This window comes from Pseudomonas graminis (assembly GCF_004364335.1).
GTDB lineage: Bacteria > Pseudomonadota > Gammaproteobacteria > Pseudomonadales > Pseudomonadaceae > Aquipseudomonas > Aquipseudomonas graminis_D.
In genome coordinates this window covers 228,709-251,304 of the sequence record NZ_SOCR01000007.1, presented here as the reverse complement: position 1 = coordinate 251,304, position 22,596 = coordinate 228,709, and the positions used below count along the sequence as shown (strand labels likewise).

22 protein-coding genes and 3 pseudogenes are annotated in these 22,596 nt (G+C 61.1%); 6 read left to right on the top strand and 19 right to left on the bottom strand.

Annotated elements, in window-relative coordinates; genetic code table 11:
- Positions 1 to 18 precede the first annotated feature (18 nt).
- Positions 19 to 1,095, top strand: a complete 1,077-nt coding sequence (locus tag EC919_RS15150; protein ID WP_133775238.1) for a DUF4062 domain-containing protein — start codon at positions 19 to 21, stop codon at positions 1,093 to 1,095.
- Between the two features lie 45 nt (positions 1,096 to 1,140).
- On the opposite strand, the gene EC919_RS15145 is transcribed toward EC919_RS15150, so the two are convergent.
- A complete protein-coding gene (locus EC919_RS15145; RefSeq protein ID WP_133775236.1) occupies positions 1,141 to 1,641 on the bottom strand; it encodes a hypothetical protein in 501 nt (166 codons plus the stop codon).
- A gap of 190 nt (positions 1,642 to 1,831) precedes the next feature.
- Between EC919_RS15145 and EC919_RS15140 the strand changes: the two are divergent.
- Both EC919_RS15140 and EC919_RS15130 read left to right on the top strand, forming a co-directional pair.
- Positions 1,832 to 2,097 (top strand): annotated as a pseudogene (locus tag EC919_RS15140) (IS21 family transposase); the annotation flags it as partial.
- Positions 2,098 to 3,265: 1,168 nt separating this feature from the next.
- Positions 3,266 to 4,570, top strand: coding sequence for a tyrosine-type recombinase/integrase (locus tag EC919_RS15130; protein WP_133775234.1), 1,305 nt, complete (start codon positions 3,266 to 3,268; stop codon positions 4,568 to 4,570).
- 40 nt (positions 4,571 to 4,610) lie between these two features.
- On the opposite strand, the gene EC919_RS15125 is transcribed toward EC919_RS15130, so the two are convergent.
- The 11 genes and pseudogenes from EC919_RS15125 to EC919_RS15080 form a co-directional block, all read right to left on the bottom strand.
- The gene (locus EC919_RS15125) at positions 4,611 to 5,690 is read right to left on the bottom strand and encodes a protein-glutamate methylesterase/protein-glutamine glutaminase (protein ID WP_133775231.1); all 1,080 of its coding nucleotides are present in this window, start codon (positions 5,688 to 5,690) and stop codon (positions 4,611 to 4,613) included.
- Positions 5,653 to 6,186, bottom strand: a complete 534-nt coding sequence (gene cheD, locus EC919_RS15120) for a chemoreceptor glutamine deamidase CheD (RefSeq protein ID WP_133775229.1) — start codon at positions 6,184 to 6,186, stop codon at positions 5,653 to 5,655. Before cheD ends, EC919_RS15125 begins: the two co-directional genes overlap by 38 nt.
- Positions 6,183 to 6,992, bottom strand: a complete 810-nt coding sequence (locus EC919_RS15115) for a CheR family methyltransferase (RefSeq protein ID WP_133775227.1) — start codon at positions 6,990 to 6,992, stop codon at positions 6,183 to 6,185. The genes cheD and EC919_RS15115 overlap by 4 nt, the downstream gene beginning before the upstream one ends.
- Before the next feature lie 9 nt (positions 6,993 to 7,001).
- A complete protein-coding gene (locus tag EC919_RS15110; RefSeq protein ID WP_133775225.1) occupies positions 7,002 to 7,541 on the bottom strand; it encodes a chemotaxis protein CheW in 540 nt (179 codons plus the stop codon).
- 36 nt (positions 7,542 to 7,577) lie between these two features.
- Positions 7,578 to 9,236 carry a methyl-accepting chemotaxis protein gene (locus EC919_RS15105; protein ID WP_133775223.1) on the bottom strand — a complete coding sequence of 553 codons (1,659 nt, stop codon included), beginning with the start codon at positions 9,234 to 9,236 and terminating at the stop codon, positions 7,578 to 7,580.
- A 29-nt stretch (positions 9,237 to 9,265) separates the two neighbouring features.
- Positions 9,266 to 10,852 (bottom strand): annotated as a pseudogene (locus tag EC919_RS15100) (chemotaxis protein CheA); the annotation flags it as partial.
- Between the two features lie 249 nt (positions 10,853 to 11,101).
- Positions 11,102 to 11,251, bottom strand: a pseudogene (locus EC919_RS27860) (Hpt domain-containing protein); the annotation flags it as partial.
- Positions 11,252 to 11,390: 139 nt separating this feature from the next.
- Positions 11,391 to 11,678, bottom strand: a complete 288-nt coding sequence (locus tag EC919_RS15095; protein WP_133775219.1) for an STAS domain-containing protein — start codon at positions 11,676 to 11,678, stop codon at positions 11,391 to 11,393.
- Positions 11,679 to 11,701: 23 nt separating this feature from the next.
- Positions 11,702 to 12,070 carry a response regulator gene (locus EC919_RS15090; RefSeq protein WP_003230217.1) on the bottom strand — a complete coding sequence of 123 codons (369 nt, stop codon included), beginning with the start codon at positions 12,068 to 12,070 and terminating at the stop codon, positions 11,702 to 11,704.
- 9 nt (positions 12,071 to 12,079) lie between these two features.
- Complete coding sequence (locus EC919_RS15085) at positions 12,080 to 12,991, bottom strand: methyl-accepting chemotaxis protein (RefSeq protein WP_432213825.1); 912 nt, start codon at positions 12,989 to 12,991, stop codon at positions 12,080 to 12,082.
- 522 nt (positions 12,992 to 13,513) lie between these two features.
- Positions 13,514 to 14,623: a zinc-dependent alcohol dehydrogenase family protein gene (locus tag EC919_RS15080; protein WP_208294982.1), complete on the bottom strand. Its 1,110-nt coding sequence runs from the start codon at positions 14,621 to 14,623 to the stop codon at positions 13,514 to 13,516.
- Here EC919_RS15080 and EC919_RS15075 point away from each other — a divergent pair.
- The gene (locus tag EC919_RS15075; RefSeq protein ID WP_133775215.1) at positions 14,623 to 15,522 is read left to right on the top strand and encodes a LysR family transcriptional regulator; all 900 of its coding nucleotides are present in this window, start codon (positions 14,623 to 14,625) and stop codon (positions 15,520 to 15,522) included. The genes EC919_RS15080 and EC919_RS15075 overlap by 1 nt on opposite strands.
- Positions 15,523 to 15,535: 13 nt before the next feature.
- Here EC919_RS15075 and EC919_RS15070 read toward each other — a convergent pair whose 3' ends face one another.
- Positions 15,536 to 16,054: an AAA family ATPase gene (locus EC919_RS15070; RefSeq protein ID WP_133775213.1), complete on the bottom strand. Its 519-nt coding sequence runs from the start codon at positions 16,052 to 16,054 to the stop codon at positions 15,536 to 15,538.
- A 164-nt stretch (positions 16,055 to 16,218) separates the two neighbouring features.
- On the opposite strand from EC919_RS15070, the gene EC919_RS15065 reads away from it, so the two are divergent.
- Together EC919_RS15065 and EC919_RS15060 are read left to right on the top strand one after the other, a co-directional pair.
- Complete coding sequence (locus tag EC919_RS15065; RefSeq protein WP_133775210.1) at positions 16,219 to 16,797, top strand: nucleotidyltransferase family protein; 579 nt, start codon at positions 16,219 to 16,221, stop codon at positions 16,795 to 16,797.
- Positions 16,798 to 17,043: 246 nt separating this feature from the next.
- On the top strand, positions 17,044 to 17,286 hold the full coding sequence (locus EC919_RS15060; protein WP_133775208.1) for a hypothetical protein: 243 nt from the start codon (positions 17,044 to 17,046) through the stop codon (positions 17,284 to 17,286).
- 59 nt (positions 17,287 to 17,345) lie between these two features.
- Here the strand turns inward: EC919_RS15060 and EC919_RS15055 are convergent, their stop codons facing one another.
- From EC919_RS15055 to EC919_RS15030, 6 genes are read right to left on the bottom strand one after another with little or no spacing between them, the layout of a single operon-like run.
- Entirely contained in the window at positions 17,346 to 17,696 is a 351-nt protein-coding gene (locus EC919_RS15055; protein ID WP_407073248.1) for a RidA family protein, read from the bottom strand.
- A 36-nt stretch (positions 17,697 to 17,732) separates the two neighbouring features.
- Complete coding sequence (locus EC919_RS15050) at positions 17,733 to 18,884, bottom strand: NAD(P)/FAD-dependent oxidoreductase (protein ID WP_243842264.1); 1,152 nt, start codon at positions 18,882 to 18,884, stop codon at positions 17,733 to 17,735.
- A gap of 22 nt (positions 18,885 to 18,906) precedes the next feature.
- Entirely contained in the window at positions 18,907 to 20,301 is a 1,395-nt protein-coding gene (locus EC919_RS15045) for an NAD(P)/FAD-dependent oxidoreductase (RefSeq protein WP_133775204.1), read from the bottom strand.
- Complete coding sequence (locus EC919_RS15040; protein WP_133775202.1) at positions 20,298 to 20,666, bottom strand: (2Fe-2S)-binding protein; 369 nt, start codon at positions 20,664 to 20,666, stop codon at positions 20,298 to 20,300. Before EC919_RS15040 ends, EC919_RS15045 begins: the two co-directional genes overlap by 4 nt.
- The gene (locus EC919_RS15035) at positions 20,656 to 21,798 is read right to left on the bottom strand and encodes an NAD(P)/FAD-dependent oxidoreductase (RefSeq protein ID WP_133775193.1); all 1,143 of its coding nucleotides are present in this window, start codon (positions 21,796 to 21,798) and stop codon (positions 20,656 to 20,658) included. The genes EC919_RS15040 and EC919_RS15035 overlap by 11 nt, the downstream gene beginning before the upstream one ends.
- Positions 21,795 to 22,592: an ABC transporter permease gene (locus EC919_RS15030; protein WP_133775191.1), complete on the bottom strand. Its 798-nt coding sequence runs from the start codon at positions 22,590 to 22,592 to the stop codon at positions 21,795 to 21,797. The genes EC919_RS15035 and EC919_RS15030 overlap by 4 nt, the downstream gene beginning before the upstream one ends.
- Between the last annotated feature and the right edge of the window lie 4 nt (positions 22,593 to 22,596).

Sequence of the window (22,596 nt, the reverse complement as noted above, 5' to 3'; positions counted from 1 at the left end):
GCAAACACCTAAGCTCGGATGAAGCTGTGTGGGGGGTTATTTGTGAAGGTTTTTATCAGCTCCGTTGTACGTGGCTTCGAGGCATATCGAGCCTCTGCCCGAAAAGCCGTAGGGCTGCTCCAGCATCAGACCATCATGTGCGAGGATTTCGGTGCTCGACCCGACTCGTCAGAAGTCGCATGCATGACCGAGGTCGACCAGGCTGACGTGGTCATTGTGATTCTGGGGGCCGATTTTGGCTTCAAAACTCCAAGCGGGGAGTCGGTGACCCAGCAGGAATTTCGTCGTGCGAGGGCAGGTGGGAAGAGGGTGCTTGCCTTCCTTCAGGACGTTCCGGTCGAGGGGCCGCAGGAAGCGTTCAGATGGGAGGTATCGGACTATGTCGATGGGCTGTTCCGGGCGACCTTTTGCAACGAACACGAGCTGTCAGACGCTATCGTTCAGGCGCTGCATCAGCTCAACGTGACGCGTGCCGCGATTTCAGAGCACGAGTTTGTTGAGCGCCTTCAGCAGCACCAAGGTCATGGCCAGAGGCACTGGAATAATTGGAGTCGCGATACCCGCATCGAGATAGCCTTCCTGCCTCAGCCAGAACTTTCCGGTACTCTGCGCCAGGTGCACTCCGAACACGAAACGTTCTTCCTCAAGCTCTGCCAGGCGGGCTTGAGCTCAGTGAAGGACGGGTACAAGGATTTCGATCAGGGCGATTTAACCGGCATAGATGCGGGCACTGTGGCATGGCGTCACCATGATTCCGGAATGGCCTGGTTCACGGCTGCCCTCACAGCCCCCACATCCAACCATGACCCTTTTGCCGGCCATTACATTTCTCCTAGCCGAGTGCGAAAACTGGCCGAGGCTGCATTCGGATTGATCACGCATGGCCGAGGAGGGTGGTTCCAGCTTTCCCTGACTGACATCTCCTACAAGCTTTTCCAAGAGCCGCCGACCGTCGTATCGAGCAGTCTCTCGATGCCGCATCGACAAGAGGAACACATTGTTGAACGGCAGCTGCTCATCCCAGCCTCACAAGCGGCCTATAACCGCTGGCTTGATGAAGTGTTTTTCAGGATGGGACGCAAGCTTACTGGGTAACCGCTGGGTGTACTCTTGGGCACCTGTGCCAGCTGCAACTTAATCCTATTGTGCGAACTGAAGGGGATCCCTAGCGGGTTGCCCGAAAAAGCTGCCAAATTTGAATTCAATATGACCAGGCTGAAGCGTGGACAAGCTGGGAAATCTTGGTTGGACTTGGGCTTCCCAGTCGAGCTCACAGAAGCGCTTGTCGGGCCAAAAATTATGCAGATCTTCAGCGACCAGCGTCTTTGCAAGTTCTCGTTCAGTCGAGTCAATTAGACACCAGGCCACAAACAGCCTTTCATCCCAATTCGCAGAGCATAAGAGGTGCACGGGTGCAAAATATCCAAGGGAGAGCTGATCGATTTCGCGATCAAAACAAAACATCCCATTTATCAGATTCAAGATTGATCCTTTGGCCGTTAGGTCGACCGCATTGAAAAACCAACCAATCGCCTGGAACTTGCTAAGCTTTATTGACTTCTTCTGCGCTGCAGAGAGGTTACTCCTGCCGAACCAGTGCTTGGCCAACTTCTGAGGGGGTGTAAGTTTTGCTTTAGACACTTTGACTTCCGCGTGCTTTCTTATTTGTTACATGTTGCGCTTGGAGCGATAGCTGGCGCAAGAAGCGCTAGAAGCACTATGTCTTCAAACGCCCCTGTAATGAGCACCGTCAGCGGAAACGAGGCGCGGGTGGCGATTAGGTGGGTGGGGTTGGTTTTGGTGTCTGTCTTTTTGAGAATGCTGCACCAGAATGCCGGAAGCGGAGAAACTGGCATCCGCATCAGTAGGCCCTGAGAACCACCGGCGGAATCAATCCGGGCTGTCCAGGAACACCATCCGAAGTGGATCAGAGCACCCGAAGCTAAACAGCCGGTGTACCGGCGGCATGCCGCGTTCAATAAGCTCAGTCCTTTCCACGAAACGCTGAAGCAGGCACTCAAAGCCGATTCGCTTCGGGCAAAACACAACCGCAGAACCGCAAAGGCTCTCTTGGACCAGATACAAAGGCTGGCGTATACCTGGCAGCAGTGACCGCGCTGATACCCGTACTGGTGTCGTTGCTACCAAGCCTTTGGAGTGACAAGGCGAGTAAAGTCCTGGGAGCCATCTCGCTAACTGTATTTGCACTTGCAGTGAGCTATGTTCTGCGAGCCGGCTACAGTGCGTTCTGCGTTCTGCGTTCTGCGTTCTGCGTTCTGCGCGTAGCGCCGCGAATAGTGCCGCCGATTAATTTTCAACGCCGACAAATTCAAGTTAACTGGGCAAGTATAAAAGCGATTCAGACACATAATTTAACATAATATACATTATGCGTAACATCATGTTACGCATTTGGGCCGTGTGTCCCGGACAATTGAACGTGGCGCCTCTGCATTTCATAATCCTCTGTCCCTGGCATCAAGCTTCTCGCCGATACCAACGCTTATCTTCGATGCTCGCGGCTCACACCGTTCACCCAAGCTCGACGAACCTACAACAACGATCACCGCTCACCTGCAGTGCATCGCCGAGTCCAGCGCAACCTTCGAATCCACAGCGAACATCTCTTAAGCCATGCCAGCACTCAGTCTCCAGAATCCACAACTGTTCCTCAGTCACGTCGACGCCGATACCTGATCGGCGCCAGTGAAATACACCACAGATGACACTCCACAAGCGCAGATCCCGAGACCTACGACCATGCAGCTCAGCGATATTCAGCTGACCGCCAGCGCTTGGCCGCCGGGACCATGAACAGCGACTCCCTGACTTGCAGGACGCAAACTCGACCCTGGATTCAGCCGTTCCAAGGCTATGCCAGGACCAACCCCAAGCACTGTCACTAAAACCACGTAAACCAGCAGCTCTCTAGCGCGGATTCACCAGGGTCAGCAGCGCCTGAACTCCTGAAAGCCGCGTAAAACAAGGCCTGCAGGGCGCTGACGCAGCCAGGAGAATCGCCACATTTACGTGGCAGACCCCGCTCAAACCCCCGAAACCACACGCAGACACTCGAAGCCATGACCTGAATTGCTCTGAAAAGCCTCAACCCACTTACAAACACCGAATAGCTTCAAGCGACCTCGCTAGCACACCCCAACCCAAAAATGCAATATCCGATAACTGTCAGACCCGGATATTGCATATGCACGTCACCTGCACGATCATGCCGGCATCTTCCGCGTCCCCAAGCCAGCGAATTCCAATGTCCGCACCGTCGTCACCTCATCCGCTGTTCGAAACCTACGCGAAGTTCGGCGAGCTCAACTTCAGCTCCTTAAAGGAAGAGCTTCCGGCGATCCGCGATTATCTCGAGCAGTTCCCTGCCGAAATCCAGGCCATCGAAGGCTACCGCGCCGTGCGCAGCTTTCTCAAGTCCTACGCCGGCAACGAATCCACGTTCAATTCCTACCGCACCCACATCGAACGACTGCTGCTGTGGACAATGCTCAAATCCAGAACTCCCCTCCTCGCCATGCGCCGCACCCAAGCCGAGAGCTTCATGGAATTCTGTCTGGCACCTGACGCGGGCTGGGTCGGTCCGGTGGTCAAATCCCGCTTCACCCGGCTCGGTGCACGCAAGAAAACCGCCACGGACACCTACGTGCTCAACCCCGACTGGCGGCCGTTCAGTCAGACCGTCGCCAAGGAAGAACGCAAGCGCGCCCAGGAAGAAAACCGGCCCGCCCTTCAGGACACCTACCGGCTGGCCCAAGGCTCTATCGCGCAGATCTTCGCGGTGTGTGGCAGCTTTTTCCAGCACGCGATCGATGAGGGTTTTTGTGAGCAGAACCCGTTTCGGGCCGTGAAGCAAAAGAGCAAATACAAGGAGCGCAATACCGATAATCAGGACACGCGCATCCTGACCTCGCTGCAGTGGGATTTCGTGCTGGAGACCGCTGAGCTGCTGGCGGCCGAAGACGCCAAGTACGAGCGCACGCTGTTTATCGTGGCGACCATTTTTGCCATGTACCTGCGGGTTTCCGATCTGGTGGGCCGTGACAACTGGAAACCGACCATGGGCGATCTGCGCAAGGACAGCGCCGGCAACTGGTGGTATCACGTGGTGGGCAAAGGCAATAAAGCCGGCAAAATCAGCGTGCGTGACGACTATGTCGATAACTACCTCAAGCGCTGGCGTCTTCATCAGGGTCTGTCCCCCCTGCCCGGCTTCCGTGAAAGCACACCGCTGATTGCCACCCAGCGCGGCCGCGCCGGGTTGTCCGACCGGCATATCCGCGTGTTGCTGCAGGAAGTGTTTGATCGGGCGCTGCAGCGCATGCAGGCCGAGCACTGGCCAGATGAAGACGTCGGCCGCCTGCGCGCGGCGTCATTGCACTGGCTGCGGCACACCTCGGCCACCTTCGATGCGCCGCACCGCGACATGAAAGACCTGCAGGTCGATCTGCGCCACAACAGCCTCAGCACGACGCAGAACGTTTACTACAACTCCGAGGACGAGAAACGGGCTTATTCGGTCAAGCGTCTGCCCATGAAAGAGCGATCGTGATCGGTCATTTCCTGCCGGATTCTGAAGGTCAGCGGCTGGGTTAAACGTTGAGGATTGCCTGATGAATATGCTCCAGCGGCATGACCCGCTGGGCAGCGTTGAGCTTGATGGCCTCCTTGGGCATGCCGAACACCACGCAACTCGCCTCATCCTGGGCAACCGTGGCGGCGCCGGCGTCGAGCATCTCCTTGAGCCCGCGCGCGCCGTCGTCGCCCATGCCGGTCATGATGATCCCGGTGGCATTCTTGCCAGCGAACTTGGCCACCGAACGAAACAGCACATCCACTGAAGGCCGATGCCGGTTGACCTGCGGCCCGTCGATCACCTGGGCGTGATAATAAGCGCCACTGCGGGTCACCAGCAGGTGCTTGCCACCGGGAGCGATCAAGGCCAGGCCCGGGAGAATGCGGTCGTTGTTGCGTGCTTCGCGCACCTCGATCGCACAGATGCTGTTGAGGCGTTCGGCAAAGGAGGCGGTGAACTTCTCGGGCATGTGCTGGACGATCACAATGCCCGGGCACACCCTCGGCAACGCCTTGAGCACCGCTTCCAGTGCCTGCGTTCCGCCCGTGGAGGTGCCGATGGCGACGATGCGCTCGGTGGTCTGCGCCATGGCATGGCCATTGGCGGCCGGCAGGATGGCGTCGGCGGTGAGCTTCCCGGCCGGGGCCAGCGGAGCCGGACTGGCGCTGCGCTTTCCCAGGTTCCGGACGTTGGAGTTGGCGGCAGCGCGTATCGCGGCCACCAGCTCGGCTGCCGATTCGATCAGGAAATTCTTTAATCCGGTCGTGGGTTTGGTGATGATTTCAACAGCGCCTGCCGACAACGCCTGCAGCGAGGTTTCCGCGCCTTTCTGGGTCAGCGAGGAACAGATGACCACCGGCGTCGGCCGCTCGCTCATGATCTTTTTGAGAAAGGTGATGCCGTCCATCCGTGGCATTTCCACGTCCAGTACGATCACGTCGGGCCATTCCCGGGCGAGCTTGTCCATGGCGAAAATCGGGTCGGACGCCGCGCCCATGACGTGGATATCCGGCGTGTCGCTGAGAATGGCCATCAGCACCTGACGCACCACGGCCGAGTCATCGACCAGCAGTACGCTGATTTTTTTGGTAGGCATCTTGTTGAAGTGTTCCCATTGGTTGGTGCCGAACCCAGACGTTGCCGTTCCACACATCGAACATGATCGTGCGGTGACCGGTGCTGCCCATGTCCTGGGCCGTCAGGTTCAGGTGGTAACGCTCGGCCAGGGCCAGGGCTGCGCGAATATTCATGCTGGCCACGTCTTGCGCCCGCAGGTCGCGCGGGTGATCGGGAAACATCCTGCCGCCGCCGAACAGCTTGATCTGGTAATCCTCGACCTGCGTACCGTTGATGAGGACGTGCCGGAATAACAACTCCAGCGCCTCGTCGCCGTATCGGCCGTCCAGCGGCTGATCGTGACGCAGGCGCCCTGGCAGCATGAAGTGACACATGCCGCCGATCAGCCGTTGCGGGTGCCAGAACGTGATCGCCACGCAGGAGCCGAGCAAGGTGCGCAAGCGCGTAGGCCGCGTCGCGAAACTGACCTGGCCAGGAGCCAATACCACTTCGGCCGCGCCGACGGGCATTTTCATGGTTTGCGGTAAATCGAGGGCGCCACCAGCTTCAAGGTGTCATTCACACCGTTGAGGCTTTCCGAATGGCTGATGATCAAGTAGCCGCCTGGCTTAAGGAGCGGCAGCATGCGTGCAACGACCTGGGTCTTGGTCGGCTGGTCGAAATAAATCATCACGTTGCGCAGAAAGATCACCTCGAATTCACCCAGGGCCGGCAGCGCTTCGTTGAGGTTGACCTGGACAAAGTTGACGCGGTTGCGCAAAGCCTTGTCGACCAGGAAGGTGCCCTCCTGGCGCCCGATGCCTTTCAGGCAATACTTGACCAGCAGCGGCTGAGGCAACGTCTCGGCACGGCCCATGGCGTAATGGCCGCTGCGCGCCTTGGCCAGCACTTGGGTACTGATGTCCGAGCCGACCACTTCCCAAGGCGTGGTCCCCAGGCCCTCGGCCAGGGTCATCGCCAGGCTGTAGGGCTCTTCACCCGAAGAACTGGCCGCGCTCCATACCCGAAACACCTTGCCCGGGGCGGCTTTGGGCAGCACCTGCTGACGCAGGAAGTCGAAGTGCTTGGGCTCGCGAAAGAAATAGGTCTCGTTGGTGGTCAGCAAATCCAGGGCAACCTGCAACTCGCCCTTGCGCTCGTCCTTCATGATCAGCTTGAAGTATTCGCCATAGCTCTGCAGCTCGTAATGCTTGAGGCGCTTGAACAGGCGCCCTGCCACCAGTGCTTTCTTGGCGGGTGACAGGTTGATGCCGGCCGCACGATACAGCCAGCTCTGGAACTGACCGAACTCACGGTCATCGATGGTAGCGGTGTCTGCCATGTTCGGGCCTCAACGCGGGTCGAGATCAAGGGCCGGCGCCTGTCCGGCTTCGGCAAGGCTGGACATCTCATCGATGGACAGTACGTTGTCCACGTCCAGCACAATCACGAACTTGCCATCGACCTTGGCCATGCCGCTGATGAAATCAGACCGAATCCGCGCGCCGAAGCTGGGCGGCGGTTCGATCTGTGTGGACGGAATCTCTTGCACCGCAGACACGGTGTCGACCAGCAAACCGATGTCCTGCGGCTGACCCTCGTCGGTGCTCGCCTCAATGATGATGACGCATGAGCGCCGGGTGATCGCCGAGTTGGCCCGGCCGAAGCGCGCCGACAGATCGACCACCGGCACCACCGCGCCGCGCAGATTGATCACCCCGCGCACAAACGCGGGCATCATGGGCACCACGGTCAGGCTGCCGTATTCGATAATTTCCTTGATTCCCAGAATGCCGATGGCGAACATTTCGCCGCCAAGCATGAAAGTCAGGTACTGCGCGTCCTCATCCACCGCAACTGCGGTTTGCCGCGTGGTCGTCACTGCGCCCATGTCGTTCTCCCTGTAGGCCCGCATCGATGCTTGTGATCAGAAGCGGGTGAATTCCGATTCGTCCGGGGCGCTGGCCATGCTGTATGCAAACGCCTTGCGCGGCGGCTGCGGTTTTACCCGAGGCGGCTGATGGCTTGGCTTGCTGCCGGAGTTGTCTGCGCTGCTGCTTTGAGTGGCGGGCCGTGGCGCTGAATCCAGCACAAAGAAACTCATGGCCTGTTGCAGCTGTTCGGCCTGGCTGCTCATTTCTTCGGCGGTGGCGGCCAGCTCCTCGCTGCTCGAGGCATTCTGCTGGGTCACTTGGTTGAGCTGGGTCATGGCCGTGTTGATCTGCGCGACACCGGCGGCCTGCTCCTCGGATGCTGCGCTGATTTCCTGCACCAGGTCGCTGGTCTTGTTGATGGATGGCACCATTTCGCCGAGCAACTTGCCGGCCTTCTCGGCCATGTCCACGCTGCTGGAAGACAGCTCGCCGATTTCCTGAGCGGCGACCTGGCTGCGTTCGGCCAGCTTGCGCACTTCGGCCGCTACCACCGCGAAACCCTTGCCGTGCTCACCGGCCCGAGCGGCCTCGATGGCGGCGTTGAGGGCCAGCAGGTTGGTCTGGTAGGCGATGTCATCGATGATGCTGATGCGCTGGGCGATTTTCTTCATCGCCACGACGGTCTGCTGTACCGAATCGCCGCCCTCGGTGGCTTCCTTGGCGGCTTTGCTGGCCATGCCATCGGTGACTTTGGCGTTTTCGGTGTTCTGGTTGATGCTGGCGCTCATCTGCTCGATCGATGCACTGGTTTCCTCAACGCTGGCCGCCTGCTCACTGGTGGCCTGGCTCATGGATTGTGCGGTGGCGCTGACCTGCTCGGAGGCGCTGGCCAGGTTATCGGCGGCGTTGCGCACTTCGCCGATGATGTGCCCCAGCTTGCCAACCATGTTGCGCATGGCGTTAAGCACCATGCCGGTTTCGTCTTTGGTCCCCGGTGCGATCGGCGCGCTGAGGTTGCCTTCGGCCAATTGCTCGGCGGCAGTGGCGGCTTGTCTCAGCGGACGCGAAATGATTCGCGCAATGAACACGGCCAGGCCCAGGCCGATCACTAACGCAGCGACCAGCGCCGCAATGATCGCCAGGCGGGCGCTTTCGTACAGCGCCGAGCCCTTGTCGCCGGCAGCCGTCGCGCCGCCGTCATTGAGCTCGACCATCTTTTGCAGGCGGTTGGTCACATCATCAAAGCGCGTTTTGGACTCGCCCCTCAGCAAGACGCGTGCCTGGTCCGCCTGATTCTGCCGTGAAAGCTCAAGCACCTGATTGCTGGTTGCCAGGTAGGCGGCCCATGCGCTTTTCGCAGCCGCGAGAAGCTGACGATCTTCGTCGTTCGACAGCAGCTGTTCATAGGTGCCCACGCGGGTTTCGAACTGCTGGCGGGACTCGGCGGCTTCCCGCTCAGCCTGGGCCTTCTCTTCAGCGACGTCGGTGGTTATGGCGCGGTACTCTTTCAAGCGATAGTTGGCGGCAAAAAAACGCATGCCTGCCGCTGCACGCATGGAAGGCATCCAGTTACCCCGGATGTCCTGGGCAGCCTGGTTCACGGCCCCTAGCTGATTAATGGCAAAGACGCCCATCGCTGCTGTGAGTGCCAGGACCACCAGGAATGAGCTGATCAACTTGGTGGAAATTTTAAGATCGTAGAACCATTTCATCGTGGAGCCTCCAGGGTGTTGCAAATACGTCAGCGGGCGACGACGGTTGGCGAATAAGGCGCCTGGGCCGTGCGGGCTTCCAGTTGTACGATTTGGTTGAGCAATGCCGGTATGTCGAGGATCAGCGCCACCGCGCCACTGCCCAGGATGGTCGAGCCGCTGATGCCGCGCAGTGCGCCAAACAACTTGCCCAACGGTTTGATCACGGTCTGGAACTCACCCAGCAGGTCATCCACGACCAGCCCGGCCTTGTGCTCGGCGTAGCGCACCACCACCACATTCTGGCGGCGGCCGGCACTGCCTTCGTGGCTGAAGTGCTCGCGCAGGTCCACCAGCGGCAACACCTCGCCCCGCAAATCCAGGTAACCCTGGTCGCGGCTCGACTGGCGCTGGTGTACGTCCAGCTCGATGCATTCCTGAACCATGTCCAGCGGAATCACGTAGGTGGATGTATCGATGCCGACCAGAAAGCCGTTGATGATCGCCAGGGTCAGCGGCAAGCGGATGCGCACCACGGTGCCCTGGCCGGGGCGACTGTCCAGATCGACGGTGCCGCGCAGCAGCGTGATGTTGCGCTTGACCACGTCCATGCCGACGCCACGGCCAGACAGATTGGTGACCGCCTCGGCGGTAGAGAAACCCGGTTCGAAGATCAGGTTGTAGATCTCCTGATCGGAGAGCACCGCACCGCTGGCGACCAGGCCGCGCTCCTGAGCCTTTTCCAGGATCCGTTCGCGGTTGAGTCCGTTGCCGTCGTCGGCGATTTCGATGACGATGCTGCCCGAGTCGTGGTAGGCATTGAGGCTCAGATGGCCCTTCCCCGCCTTGCCGGCAGCGCGCCGGGCATCGGCGCTTTCGATCCCGTGGTCCATGGCGTTGCGCAGCAGGTGCATCAGTGGGTCGCCGATTTTTTCGACGACGGTCTTGTCCATTTCGGTTTCTGCGCCGCTGATGGTCAGCTCGATGTCCTTGCCCAGCTCCTGGCTAATGTCCCGCACCACGCGGCGGAAGCGATTGAACGTGTCGCCGATGGGGACCATGCGCAGGTGCAGTGCGCCATCCAGGATCTCCTCCACCAGTCCCGACACTGTCGACGTCGCCTCTTGCAGCGGGTCGTTGTGACAGGAGCGGGCCAAGAGGCTGGCACCGGCGCTCGCTATCACCAGTTCGCCGACCAGGTTAATCAGCTCGTCAAGCTTGTCCGCATTGACGCGCACGTAGTTGCCGTCCCGGGTTTTCGGCTCACTGGCCGCCGGTAGCCGCTGCACTGACGCCGTCAATGGGCCCTGCTCTGCCTGGGCATCCCACTCGCTTGCGACGGACACAGCACGGTCGGACGCTTCGTGGATAGCTTCGATGCTCACTTCACAGTCGTCACGCACGAAGTCGAATACTTCGTTGAGGGTGGCGTGGCCCGCCGTCGAGCGAAGGTCGATCTCGAAACCCAGGTAGCAGCTTTCCGGGTCCCAGCTGTCCAGTGCCGGAATAGTCTCGGTGAGGGTCGTGACTTGCGTTATCTGCCCCAAGGTCTCCAGGTAGCGCAGGAACGACAGCGGGTCCATGCCATTGCGAAACACCTCCACACCGAAGCGCAGGGAGATATGCCAGAGCAACTCGGCGGACGTGCCTGCACCGGCGTCAACGGTTTGTATGCTTTGAGGGACAGTTTCCGGCAGGTGAGTCGGCGCCTGATAGCGACTGAGCGCCTCGCGCAACGCCGCTTCACGTTCCAGGGCCGCAGGCGGGAGCGTCTCGCCACGACTGGCGACGACGTTGATCAACTCCAGCATATGATCGCCGCACTTGAGCAGCACTGCGATCAGTGTGGCATCGACTGCCACACTGCCGTCGCGCAGCCGGTCGAGTACGTCCTCGACAATGTGCGTGAAGCCGACGACGGGGGTCAGGCCAAACAGGCCGGCAGAACCCTTGATGGTGTGCGCGGCACGAAAAATCGCGCCGATGGCACCCTGGTCGGCGGGCTCGGTTTCCAGTTGCAGCAGGGATTGCTCCATGACCTGCAACAGTTCGTGGGCTTCGACGATGAATGTCTGTAGTGCCTGGTCGAGATTGATGCTCACCCGGACCTTCCTTGTCTATCAATGAACGTGCAATGAACGTGGCTGGGGCTGGGGCTTGGGCTGGCGTGGCTGGCTATGAGCCCGCTTTGCGACATAACTCAAGCGCCTGCGTGACCGCCACGCTCTGGCCGGTGACGCTTAAGGCTGTGCCGCCGCTGTCGGCCTCACGCTGGATGACCGCGAGCAACTGCAGCCCTGCGCCGTCCATTTCCGTGACCTGCGAGAGGTCCAGCAACAGGCGTGGCGCCCCACCCATCTGCGGCAACAGCGCGCCCGCCAGTTCGGCGACGGTGTAGATCGTGAGCTCTCCGTCAATGCTGACGCAGGTGCTGTCGTCGCGTGTTTCGATAGTGATCGGCATCGCAGCCTCCCTCGCAAAAGGTTTCATGGCAGGATCAGTTTCGACACCGCTGCCAGCATCTGCGCGGGCTGGAACGGCTTGACCACCCACGCCTTGGCGCCCGCCGCCTGGCCCTCGGCCTTTTTCGATTCCTGTGACTCGGTGGTCAGCATGATGATCGGGGTGAACTTGTAGCTGGCCAGCTTCTTGACCTCCTTGACGAAGGTGATGCCGTCCATGTTGGGCATGTTCACGTCACTGATGATCAGGTGCACTTTCTGCCCGGTGAGCTTGCCCAGCGCATCCCTGCCATCGCATGCCTCGATCACGTCGTAACCGGCGCTTTTCAAGGCAATGCCTACCACTTGCCGCACGCTGCTGGAGTCGTCGACCACTAATACATTCTTCGCCATGATGAGCTCCTAAAAGAAGGTGATGTCTTGAGAGTTCTGCTGCACAGGCGTCTCGCCACGATGGGTGCGCCGCTGCTCGTCGGTGGCGTAGGTGGCGTCCATGCGCGCCAGCCACTGGCGGGCATCGATGGACGTCGCCTGGTCCGGGGCTTCGCTCGCCTGGAGCAGGTGACCATGCAGGTCTTCCATGTTGTCTCGCACGTGGCTGAGGATCTGGCTCACACGGTCCTGGAATTGCAGGTCGACCAGCACCTCCGTCATCTCGTCACCAATGCCACGGCTTTCCTGCTTGAGCAGGTCCGCGGATTCGGCCAGGCGGCCAGTGATGTTATGAAAGCGCTCGAGCACGACTTGAATGCTGTTTTCTGACGCGGCGACCGATTGGCTGTCCTGGTCGGCGCTGCTCGATGCGGCCTGCACCAACTGCGTGATGCCGTTATTGATGATGTCGACCTTGGCCGACATCTGCTGACCGGTCTCGCTGGATTTGCTCGACAGGCTGCGCACCGCGTCGGCCACCACGGCAAAGCCGCGACCGGCCTCGCCTGCACGGGCCGCTTCGATGGCCGCGTTGAGCGCCAGCAGGTTGGTCTGCGCGGCAATCGCCGCGACGTCGGCGGCCATGGTGCGCAGTTCGCCGGTGTACGCCGTAAGGCCGCGCACTTGGGCCAAAGTCTGGTCACGGCTGGTTTGAGCGGCTTTGAGCGAGTTGATCACCCGGCTTAGATCGCTTTCGCTGAGGGACAGTACTTCGAGCGCCCCATCCGCGGTTTGCCCGTCGAGTTCGCCGGCAGCGCGCTGGGAAGTCTGAACCGTTTCCTGCAAGCGCGCGGCGATCCCGATAAAGCGATTGGTCAGATTCACGATCGCTTCTTCGGTCTGATACCGAGAGCTTTCCACTTGCCGCGCCCAGATCGGCATGGCGCCCAGCAACACCTCATCGAGTTGTACCCGCGAGGTCACGCTGTGGCTCGCCGCGTCCGCTTCTGACTGCTCCGCTTGCGCCCGGGCAGTGGCGCGCAGCACCACGTCACGCTGGGAAACAGCACTCCACACCCCGGCACCGAGGCCGATCAGCACCAGTGCCGCGCACGCGATCAGATTGGGGGTTGAGGTTGACTGACTGAGTACCCATGCAACGGCGGGCACGACCGGAATGAAAGGGAACCAGAGAATACGCGGCTGAGCGGAAAGGGGAATGCGGATGGATTGACGCTGGGTCATGGGTTCGATCCTTGAACAATGCTGCGTATGTAACTGACATCACCGTTATCTGCCCAGTGCGTCGCAACTTGAGTCACCCCCTCTGCCTTCCGTCTGGTTTATGACTGTCGCGTGACCGGCGAGGATGTCTGCCCTCCTCTTGCCGCCGGCCACGACCTCGCGATTCCCTGTGATGCCGGACTGCAACACCGGGGACTTTTTTGTTGCGGTGCGAAAGGATCAATCCAGGCTGATCACCACTTTCCCGAAATGCCGCCCACTGCGCAGGTGCGCAAACGCGGCCCGCGCCTCGGCATAAGGGAAGACGCGGTCAATGACCGGTTTGATCCGGCCACTTACGGTCGCTTTTACCGTGTCTGCGAGCATCGCGCGATCGCCGACATTGGTGGACCGCAAGCTCGCACCAGCACCCATCAGGTCGAAATAGTCGAGCGCCGCGCCGCTCTCACCCAGAAAGCCCACCAGCACCACCTCGCCGTGGAAGGCAACGGCTTTCAGAGACTGTTTGATGGTGGCCGGGCCTCCCACCTCAACCACCCGATCGACGCCGATCTCAGCAGTAAGCGACCTGACCGTGGCGCCCCATTCCGCGACTTCGCGGTAATTGATCACCTCATCGGCGCCCAACGCTTTTAACCGCTCGGCCTTGGCAGTGGACGATGTGGTGGCGATCACCCGCGCGCCGGCCGCCTTGGCATATTGCAAAGCGAACACTGACACCCCGCCGCTGCCCAGCGTCAATACGCTTTGCCCCACCCGGATCGGCGTGGCGCTGCTGAGGGCATTCCAGGCGGTAACCGCTGCGCACGGCAGCGTAGCGCCCTCCTCAAAGGTCAACTCATCCGGCAAGGCGGCGACGGCCTCGCGCGAGACCACTTTGTACTCCGTCAGCCAGCCGTCTTGATCGTAGCCGTAGCTGCCAATGGCCCGGGCCGCCACCTTGGGCCCGCCGAACCAACGGGGGTGGAACAGGCTGATCACTCGGTCGCCGACCTGGAAATCCTCGACGCCTTCGCCCAGTTCAACGACTTCGGCAGCGGCGTCGCTGACCGGAATCCCGCCTGCTATGTAAGGTTTCAAAATGCCACCGTCCAGGAGTGCCAGATCGCGGTAATTCAGCGATACAGCATGGACGCGCAATAGCAACTCACCCCGCTGAGGTTTTGGAATGGCCTCCTGGTGTTGACGCAATCCATCCAATGAAGGTGTGTCGAAGCGATAACTTCGCATGGCAAATGACTCTGTTATGTGTGTGCCCATACTGTGAATTGACAAGGAGAAATGATAAATGGAGGAACACTTAACTGACTGCCAAGGAAACCTTGCCAATGAACGTGCTCAAGGCCATGCACCTGTTCGTGCAGATCGTCGATAAAGGCAGCCTCACCGCTGCATCGGACGACGCTGAGCTAACCCCAACTATGGTGGGCAACCATTTGCGCGCGCTGGAAGAGCACCTGGGCATGAAGCTGCTCAACCGCACCACGCGCCAGCAACACTTGACCGAGTTCGGACGACGCTATTACGACCGATGCGTCGAAATTCTGAGTCTGGTCGAGAGTGCGCATGTCGATGCACTGTCCGCCCGCAGCGAGCCCCAGGGTCGTCTGCGGGTTACGCTGCCCCACGCCTTCGGACTTCAGCGATTGATGCCCGTCATCGCCGAGTATTTACGCCGTTACCCCAAGGTCGATCTCGACGTGATCTTCACCGATCGGCAGGTTGAGTTACTGGAGGAAGGTTTCGAAGCGGCGGTACGGATCGGCGACCCGCCGGACGCGTTCCTGATGGCGCAACCGCTGAAACCCCATGCCCTTGCCCTTTGCGCCTCGCCGTCTTACCTGCAGACGCGCGGCCTGCCTGCGCATCCCGATGAACTGCAAGGGCACGACTGCCTGACCTATCTTTACTCAACCCGATCCTCTGCGACCAACGCGGCGGGGCTGTGGACGTTCAAAGGCGTTGATGGTGTGCACGAGGTGAAGGTCAACGGCCGGGTGCAGATGGACAACGGCCCGGCCTTGCGCCAGGCGGCGCTGGACGGGATGGGCATCGCGCTGCTGCCTGCGGTGGTTGTCGAGCAGGACTTCGCCAGCGGCGAGTTATGCCAGGTGCTCGCGGACTACCAGCTTCCCGTACGGCCGTTGAACCTGCTGTATCTGCCCGACCGCCAGGCCTCACCCAAGCTCCGCAGCTTTATCGAGTTCATGGTTGAGCGGTTTGGCTGAGGCCTTTTTCAATTCAGATCCCGTTGGATTCAAATACTGAAATGTGCTCGGCAATCGCTGCCAATGCCTGTGCCGGGGAATTGAGCGCGGTGTCTACGGTGAAGGGATCTGTGTCCCAAGGCTCATAGTCATGGTTCATAACGGATTGCCAGTCAGGAGGCGTCAGCCCCGGGATATCGACCTGCCGGGTCTCCACCCTGCGTCGATGCTCCGTCGTGTCGGAACAGATGACCTGAATATTCACCAATGGAGCACCGGATCGAGAGGATATGGCACTCCACGCTCTGCGGCTTTCCATCACGGCATTCACACAGTCGACAACCACCGTGCCGCCCAGACCAAGGTTGCTGGCCGCCAACTCGTAGGCGATCAGATACCCCGTGCGCCCCACATCCCCCGCAAAATCCGCCGAATCACGAAGGGCTTGTTCAATCGTATCGATGCGCACATAAACGGCACCCAGCGTTGCGGCCAGACCCTTGGCGAGGGTCGTCTTACCGGTACCGGGCAGACCACTGAAGACGATGAGCATTTAAGACTCCCCATAGGAGGTGCTGTTAAAGCAGGCTAATTTACTCCTATGAGGGATGCCAACGCCGCCGGTGGTGGTGTTCAAGATCCAATAAATCAGACCCTTTAAATACAACATGCTGAGTTGAGCTCGCTGCCAAAGCTGCCCCACCCCAGGAAGTCCACATGACACTGACCGCCTCCGCCCTCATCGATATGGCCTTGTCCAACCCGGTTAACGCTCAACTGGTCGAGCGACTGCCATCCTTGGGACTCAACCAAACCATGCTCACCGCAGGCTGCCTGTTTCAGGCGGTGTGGAATCGGCTATCCGATCGTCCGGCGGGCTGGGGCGTGAATGTTTACGACGTGTTCTATTACGACGAAGACATCTCATGGGAGGCAGAAGACCGGGTCATTCTTGCCGCGCAGACGCTTTTTCAGGATCTGGACGTCAAGGTCGAGCTGCGCAACCAGGCGCGCGTGCATGTGTGGTTCGCCGATCGGTTTGGCAGTGACTACCCCGCGCTTCACTCCGCTAAAGACGGCATCGACCGCTTTCTCATCTGCTCGACCTGCATCGGGTTGCACCTCGACACTGGCGAGCTCTACGCACCTCACGGGCTGAATGAGCTTGAACATGGGCTTTTGCGCATGAACCCAAACTTCCCGCAGCCCGAGTTGTTTCGCAAAAAGGCGCAGAGCTATCAGGCACGCTGGGATTGGTTGCGCGTTGTTGAGCCCGAGCCCGATTGCGGTCTCTAAGGAGGTTTCAAAAACCCCATGCCAGCTCGCTTAAGTGACGCCAGACTTAAGTAAATTGACCCGATTTAAAAATCGTGGCGTCAATTTACCGACTATAGATTTACCCTCTAATCTATCAAAAACCCAAAAGCGTCATATTCCCGACGAAAAGCACTTTCACCGCATTGCCTTCTGCCAGCACCTGCCCTCAAAATCGCCTCACACCCGCTGTCCCGCGCCGTGATTTGCCTAAAAGGAATGTGAGCAATGAAGAGCATCTTCGTGGTTGTAATGACTATGTGTTCCGGTGCGGAAGGATGTCTGGACGAGAGCCAGCCGACGGCGTATTCGACCAAGGCGGAATGCATGGAAAGCGTCGCCCTCATGCCTACCCGACGGGGCATCAAATACCGCTGCTCCTCGGTGCCGCAAGTGCTGATCACCCAGCAGCGACGCACGACCCAAAACCACTTGGTGACCAACTCCGCCGAAGCGGCTGTCCGCCCTTGAGCGACAACGCCGGGACGGGAATAAACCCGGTCCGGCGCAGCATCTACAGCGCCAGCTGATCAGCCTGCGGCTACCACGGTGATCTCCACCAGCAAATCCGGCGCGGCCAGACGTGATTCCACGGTGGCGCGTGCGGGTGCGTGCCCTTCCGGTGCCCAGGCGTCCCAGACTTCGTTCATGCCCGCGAAATTCGCCGCGATGTCCGACAGCCAGACCTGTGCGGTGAGAATCCGCGTTTTGTCGAGGCCGGCCTTGGCCAGGTAGTTGTCGATCTTCTCCAGCACTTGCGCGGTCTGGCCCTTGATATCGAGGGTGCGATCCGTTGCAGTCTGGCCGCCGAGGAAGGTAAAGCCGTTGCACTGCACGACACGGCTCATGCGTTGGTTGGTTTCGATACGGTTGATTTCCAGCATGTGAACTCCTGATGGGTTGGATGGTGCGGAGGTTTATCGAACGACGCGAGATGCGCCGTTCGGAATGTCGAACTGTGGCGTTTTAACAAGGGCGTCATCAAAACGTCCTATGTCGAATGCCTCCAGCGAAATGTCCGAATGCTCGCCGAGGATCTGCTGCGCCAGGCGCTTGCCGGTGCCGGGGCCCATCTGGAAACCGCTGCCGCAGAAGCCGAACGAATAGCTGAGATGACTGGCCTTGCGACTGGCACCGATCACCGGCAAGTCGTCAGCGGTAAACGCTTCGACACCGGCCCAGACCCGATTGACGCCCAGGTGCTTGAGGTGCGGAAACAGGTCGGTGACGGTCCTCGCGCTGATGCCCAGACGCGCCAGATCCACTTCGCCGTGGCGCGCCGGGAAATCCACGCTGCCAATGAGCTTGCCGCCAATCACCACGGTGCCGTTGGCGAACTGCTTGAATGACAGCGAGCGACCGGTCGCCCCCAGCACCGGCGCGCAAAACGGCGCAGCGCGGTGGGTCACCATCAGCATCAGGCCCTCGGGGTGAGCCGGCACCGATTCGCCGACTTGTTGTGCTAGCTCCCGCGCCCAGGCACCGGCGGTGATCACCAGATGCCCGGCGCTGAACACCCCGGCGGGCGTGGTGACCTGCCACTCACTGCCGCGTTGCTCGATGCGCTGCGCCGGTGTCGTTTCGCGCACTTTCACGCCGAGCTTTTCGGCCGCCAGCCGAAAGCTCGTGACGGTTCTGTAGGGAATGGCATAGCCGTCATCCTTGACCCAGATGCCGCCCACCACATGCCGGGCGACGGTAGGAATAATCTCGAACACCTGTTGATCGTCGATCAGCACTTCATGGGTGAAACCCAGTCGCTGCAGATGTTCGACGCGCTGTCGACACTCATCGAGTTCGGCGGCGGTTTCCGCGAGTTTGAGCTGGCCGCTCGGCACGAAGCCGCCGTCATCGCCCAGCGTCTGCGCAAGGTCGTGCCAAAGGGCGCGCGATGACAACGCCAAAGGGATTTCCGCATCGTGCCGGCCGAGGGTCCGCACCCCGCCGGCGTTGACCCCGGACGCATGACGACCGCAGTAATCAGCCTCCAGCACCGTGACTTCGACACCGCGCTGGGCCAGATGCAACGCGGTGCTCAAGCCATGGATGCCGCCGCCTATCACCAGCACGTCGCTGTGCCTTGAGCGCGCCTCACTCACCGGCCAGTTCTCCCAGCGTGATGGGCTTGATCGGCGGGCGAATGCGGTAGTAGCCGACTTCCGCCGCCGATACGCCGCGCGCCTTGGCGATCACTTCCGTCACCGTCAGGCCGCACATCCGCCCCTGACACGGTCCCATGCCGCAGCGGCCGAAGGATTTGGCCTGATTGGGGCCGGCGCAGCCCAGGGCGACGAACTTGCGCAGGTCCCCCGCCGTGACTTCCTCGCAGCGGCACACGATGACTTCATCGGCGGGGATGCGGTTCGCTTCCTTCGGCTGATAAAGCGCATCGAGAAACGGCCGAATGCGCAGGTTCAACGCCAGCTTTTCACGCAGCGGCCCTGCCCCTTCATCTCGCTGACCGGTATCGAACCGGCCCAGCCGCTGCGCAATGCCCAGCGCCGCCAACTCGCCCTGCAGCGCGGCGGCCTGGGCACCGCCAATACCGGCGCCGTCACCGGCGACGAACATACCCGGTACGTCCAGCTCACCCCACGGGTCGACCACCGGGCTGAAGCACAACTGATCGACGTCCCAGACATGACGTGCGCGCAGCGACTGACTGAATTGGATGTTGGGCACCACGCCCTGATGCAGCAGCACGCAACGCGCGTCGATCCGCTGCGCCTTGCCGGCCACCGTGAAGGTCAACGCGGTGGCGGCGGCGTCCCCCTCGATCGCCAGGTGCTCGGCGCCGGTGTAATGCGGGATACGGGCGCTGCGCAGGCTGCGCATCAACTCCAGGCCCTTGCGCAAATACGGCCAGGCACGCAACGCCGCGAACAGATGACGCCGCGCCCGCCAGTAATCTTCCGGCCGCGTGGTGTCGACCAAGGCCTTGATCGGCACGCCGGCGCGCAGGTATTGCCAGCCCAGCAGGTACAACAGCGGGCCGCAGCCGGCCAGTACCACCGGCTCGGTGGGCGCGAGACCTGCACTTTTCAGGAGAATCTGCGCGGCACCCGCGCTCATCACGCCGGGCAAGGTCCAGCCCGGGATCGGAAACGGCCGTTCCATGGCGCCGGTGGCGAGCAATACGGCCTTGGCCTGCAGGGTGCGCAAACGCCCGTCGCGCAGGTAGCTGACCTGATGATCCCGGGTTACTTGCCAGACCGCCGCGCCCTTTTCATAGCGCACCGATGAGGACGCCAGGGCCTGGGCCAGCGCGTTGCCGTGGGCGTAATCCGCGCCGAGCAGATCCCTTCGCGAAAGCGGCGCGAGGGTGACGCCGCGATAGATCTGTCCGCCCGGACTGCCCTGCTCGTCCAGCAACACCACCTGCAAACCGAACCCGGCCAACGCCACCGCGCCTGCCATGCCGGCGGCACCGGCGCCCACGACCACCACGTCCACAGCGTCCACTGCACCGCCAAAAAGATCATTCATGACTGCACCTCGACGGTCTGCTCATTGGCGGTTTGCACATTGCCAGCCTGAAAAATCAGGTCGCGCGCGCCCTCCTGGGAGCGGATGCGCATGCCCTCCGCCACTTCGATCAGGCAGCTCTGGCGATTGGGTACGCCGTCGATCTCCACCAGGCACTCGAAGCACACGCCCATCATGCAATACGGCGCCCGGGGCGATTCGCTCACCGGCGTCGCGCGAAAGCGGTTGATGCCCGACATCAGCAGGGCCGCTGCGACGCTGATGCCCGCTGGAACATCGAGAGATTGACCGTTGAAGCTGAGGCTGACAGTCCGCGTCGACCTCACTTCGCTCGTGACCGGTTGGAACAGCGGATCAGTGCGCATGGGAAAACACCTTGTCAGTCAGGAAACGCTCACCGGCGAATGCGCCGAGCTCGTCGGGCATGGCGCCACCCATCACCCACGGCGCGATGCGCAGGGCGTGGGCGGCGGCCAGGGTCACGCCACTGTGGCAAGTCACCACGAAGGCGCCTGGGTGGCTGGCCGATTGCTGATAGATGGGGTAGCCATCGGGACTCAGAACCCGCAGCGCCGCCCAGGCACGAATCAGCCGCACTTCCCGCAGCAATGGAAAGGTCGCGACGCCACGCCGGGCGATCGCTTCGAGCACGTGGGTGGAGGTGTTGTCGTCGTAGCCCACCTCCTCCATGGAATCGCCGAGTTGCACGGTGCCTTCGTCGGTCTGCCGAACATGGACTGTCGGGTGATCGAGAAACGGCCGCACCCGCTCGCTCACCAGGACCTGGCCGCGATTCGGCGCCACCGGCGCATGCAGGCCCACTTGCCGGGCCAGTCCCGGATTGCCCAGCCCGGCAGCTAATACGATGCGCGGCGCGACGAAGCGTTGTGAGCCGGCGGTCACGCAAAATTCGCCTGCTGCGCCGTCGATGCGATCCACCTGCATCCCGCCGTAAAATCGCGCCCCCTTGGCCTGGGCCGAGGTGTGCAGCGCGCGCAGCAGTTTCAGCGGATTGACATGACCGTCCTGGGGCGTGTAGCTGGCGCCCACCACGGACGGGCCGATCAGCGGCAGGCGTGCCTTGACGTCGGCGGCGTCGAGCATCTGAAAGGGATAGTCGCCGAGGGCGTCCTGCAGGGTTTGCAGGCGCGATTGCCGCTCGATGAGCTCTTCGTCGCTGAAACACATATGGAAGCCACCGGGCTGACGGAGCTGCACGTCCACCCCGCTGTCGGCCATCAGCGCCCGGGCGAAGTCCGGCCAGCGGGTCGCTGACGACTGCGTCCAGCGTGAATAGTCCGGGAGGTCGTGGCCCTTGCCCTGGACCCAGACCAGCCCGAAATTGCCCCGTGAGGCGCGAAACGCATCGTCGCCCTGGTCCAGTACCACGGTGTCGGCACCGCTGCGGGCCAGGCCGTAAGCAACCGCCGTCCCCACCAGCCCGCCGCCGATGACGATCACCTCCGCCTGAATGACGCTCTGTGTGCCTTGGCTCATTTGCCTTCTCCAATCAACACCCGGTCCAGTCCGACCATTCGGTCCAATATCAGCATCAGCAGCAACGTGCCGACGATCAGCACCGTCGACACCGCCGTGATCAGGGGATCGATGGTCTGGGAAATCTGGTTGTACATCGCCACCGGCAGCGTTGTGGTGCCCGGCGTTGCGACGAATACGGTCATGGTCAGCTCGTCGAAGCTCTGGATGAACGCGAGCATCCAGCCGCCGACCACGCCGGTGCGAATCCGCGGCAGCACGACCCGGTAGAACGCTGTCCAGCGACTGGCGCCCAGGGACAGTGCGGCGTGCTCTATGTCTCGCTCAAGGCCGATGGTCGAGGCCAGGGTCAGGCGCAATGCGTAGGGCAATACGACGATCACGTGGGTCAGGGTCAGCGCCCAGAACGAGCCGCCGATCTGCGCCAGGGAAAAGAAACGCAGGAAGGCGATGCCGAGCACCACCGACGGAATCATCAGCGGGGACAGCAGAAACCCGGTCACCGCGCCCCGGCCGGGAAAGTCATAGCGACTGATGGCCAGTGCCGCCGGTATCGCCAGCAGCGCGGCGATGGTCGCCGACGCCAGTCCGAGCTTGATCGACAATGTGAAGGCATCGAGCATTTCCTGGTTGTCCGCCAGTGCCCGGAACCAGCGCAGTGACAGGCCTTCGGTGGGCAGCGACAGGTAGCCCTTGCTGGTGAACGCCATGGCCATCACCACCACCAGCGGCGCGACGATGAACGTGACAAACAGGGCATGGAACAGCATCGAGAAAAATCCGTTCTTGTGCATGGTC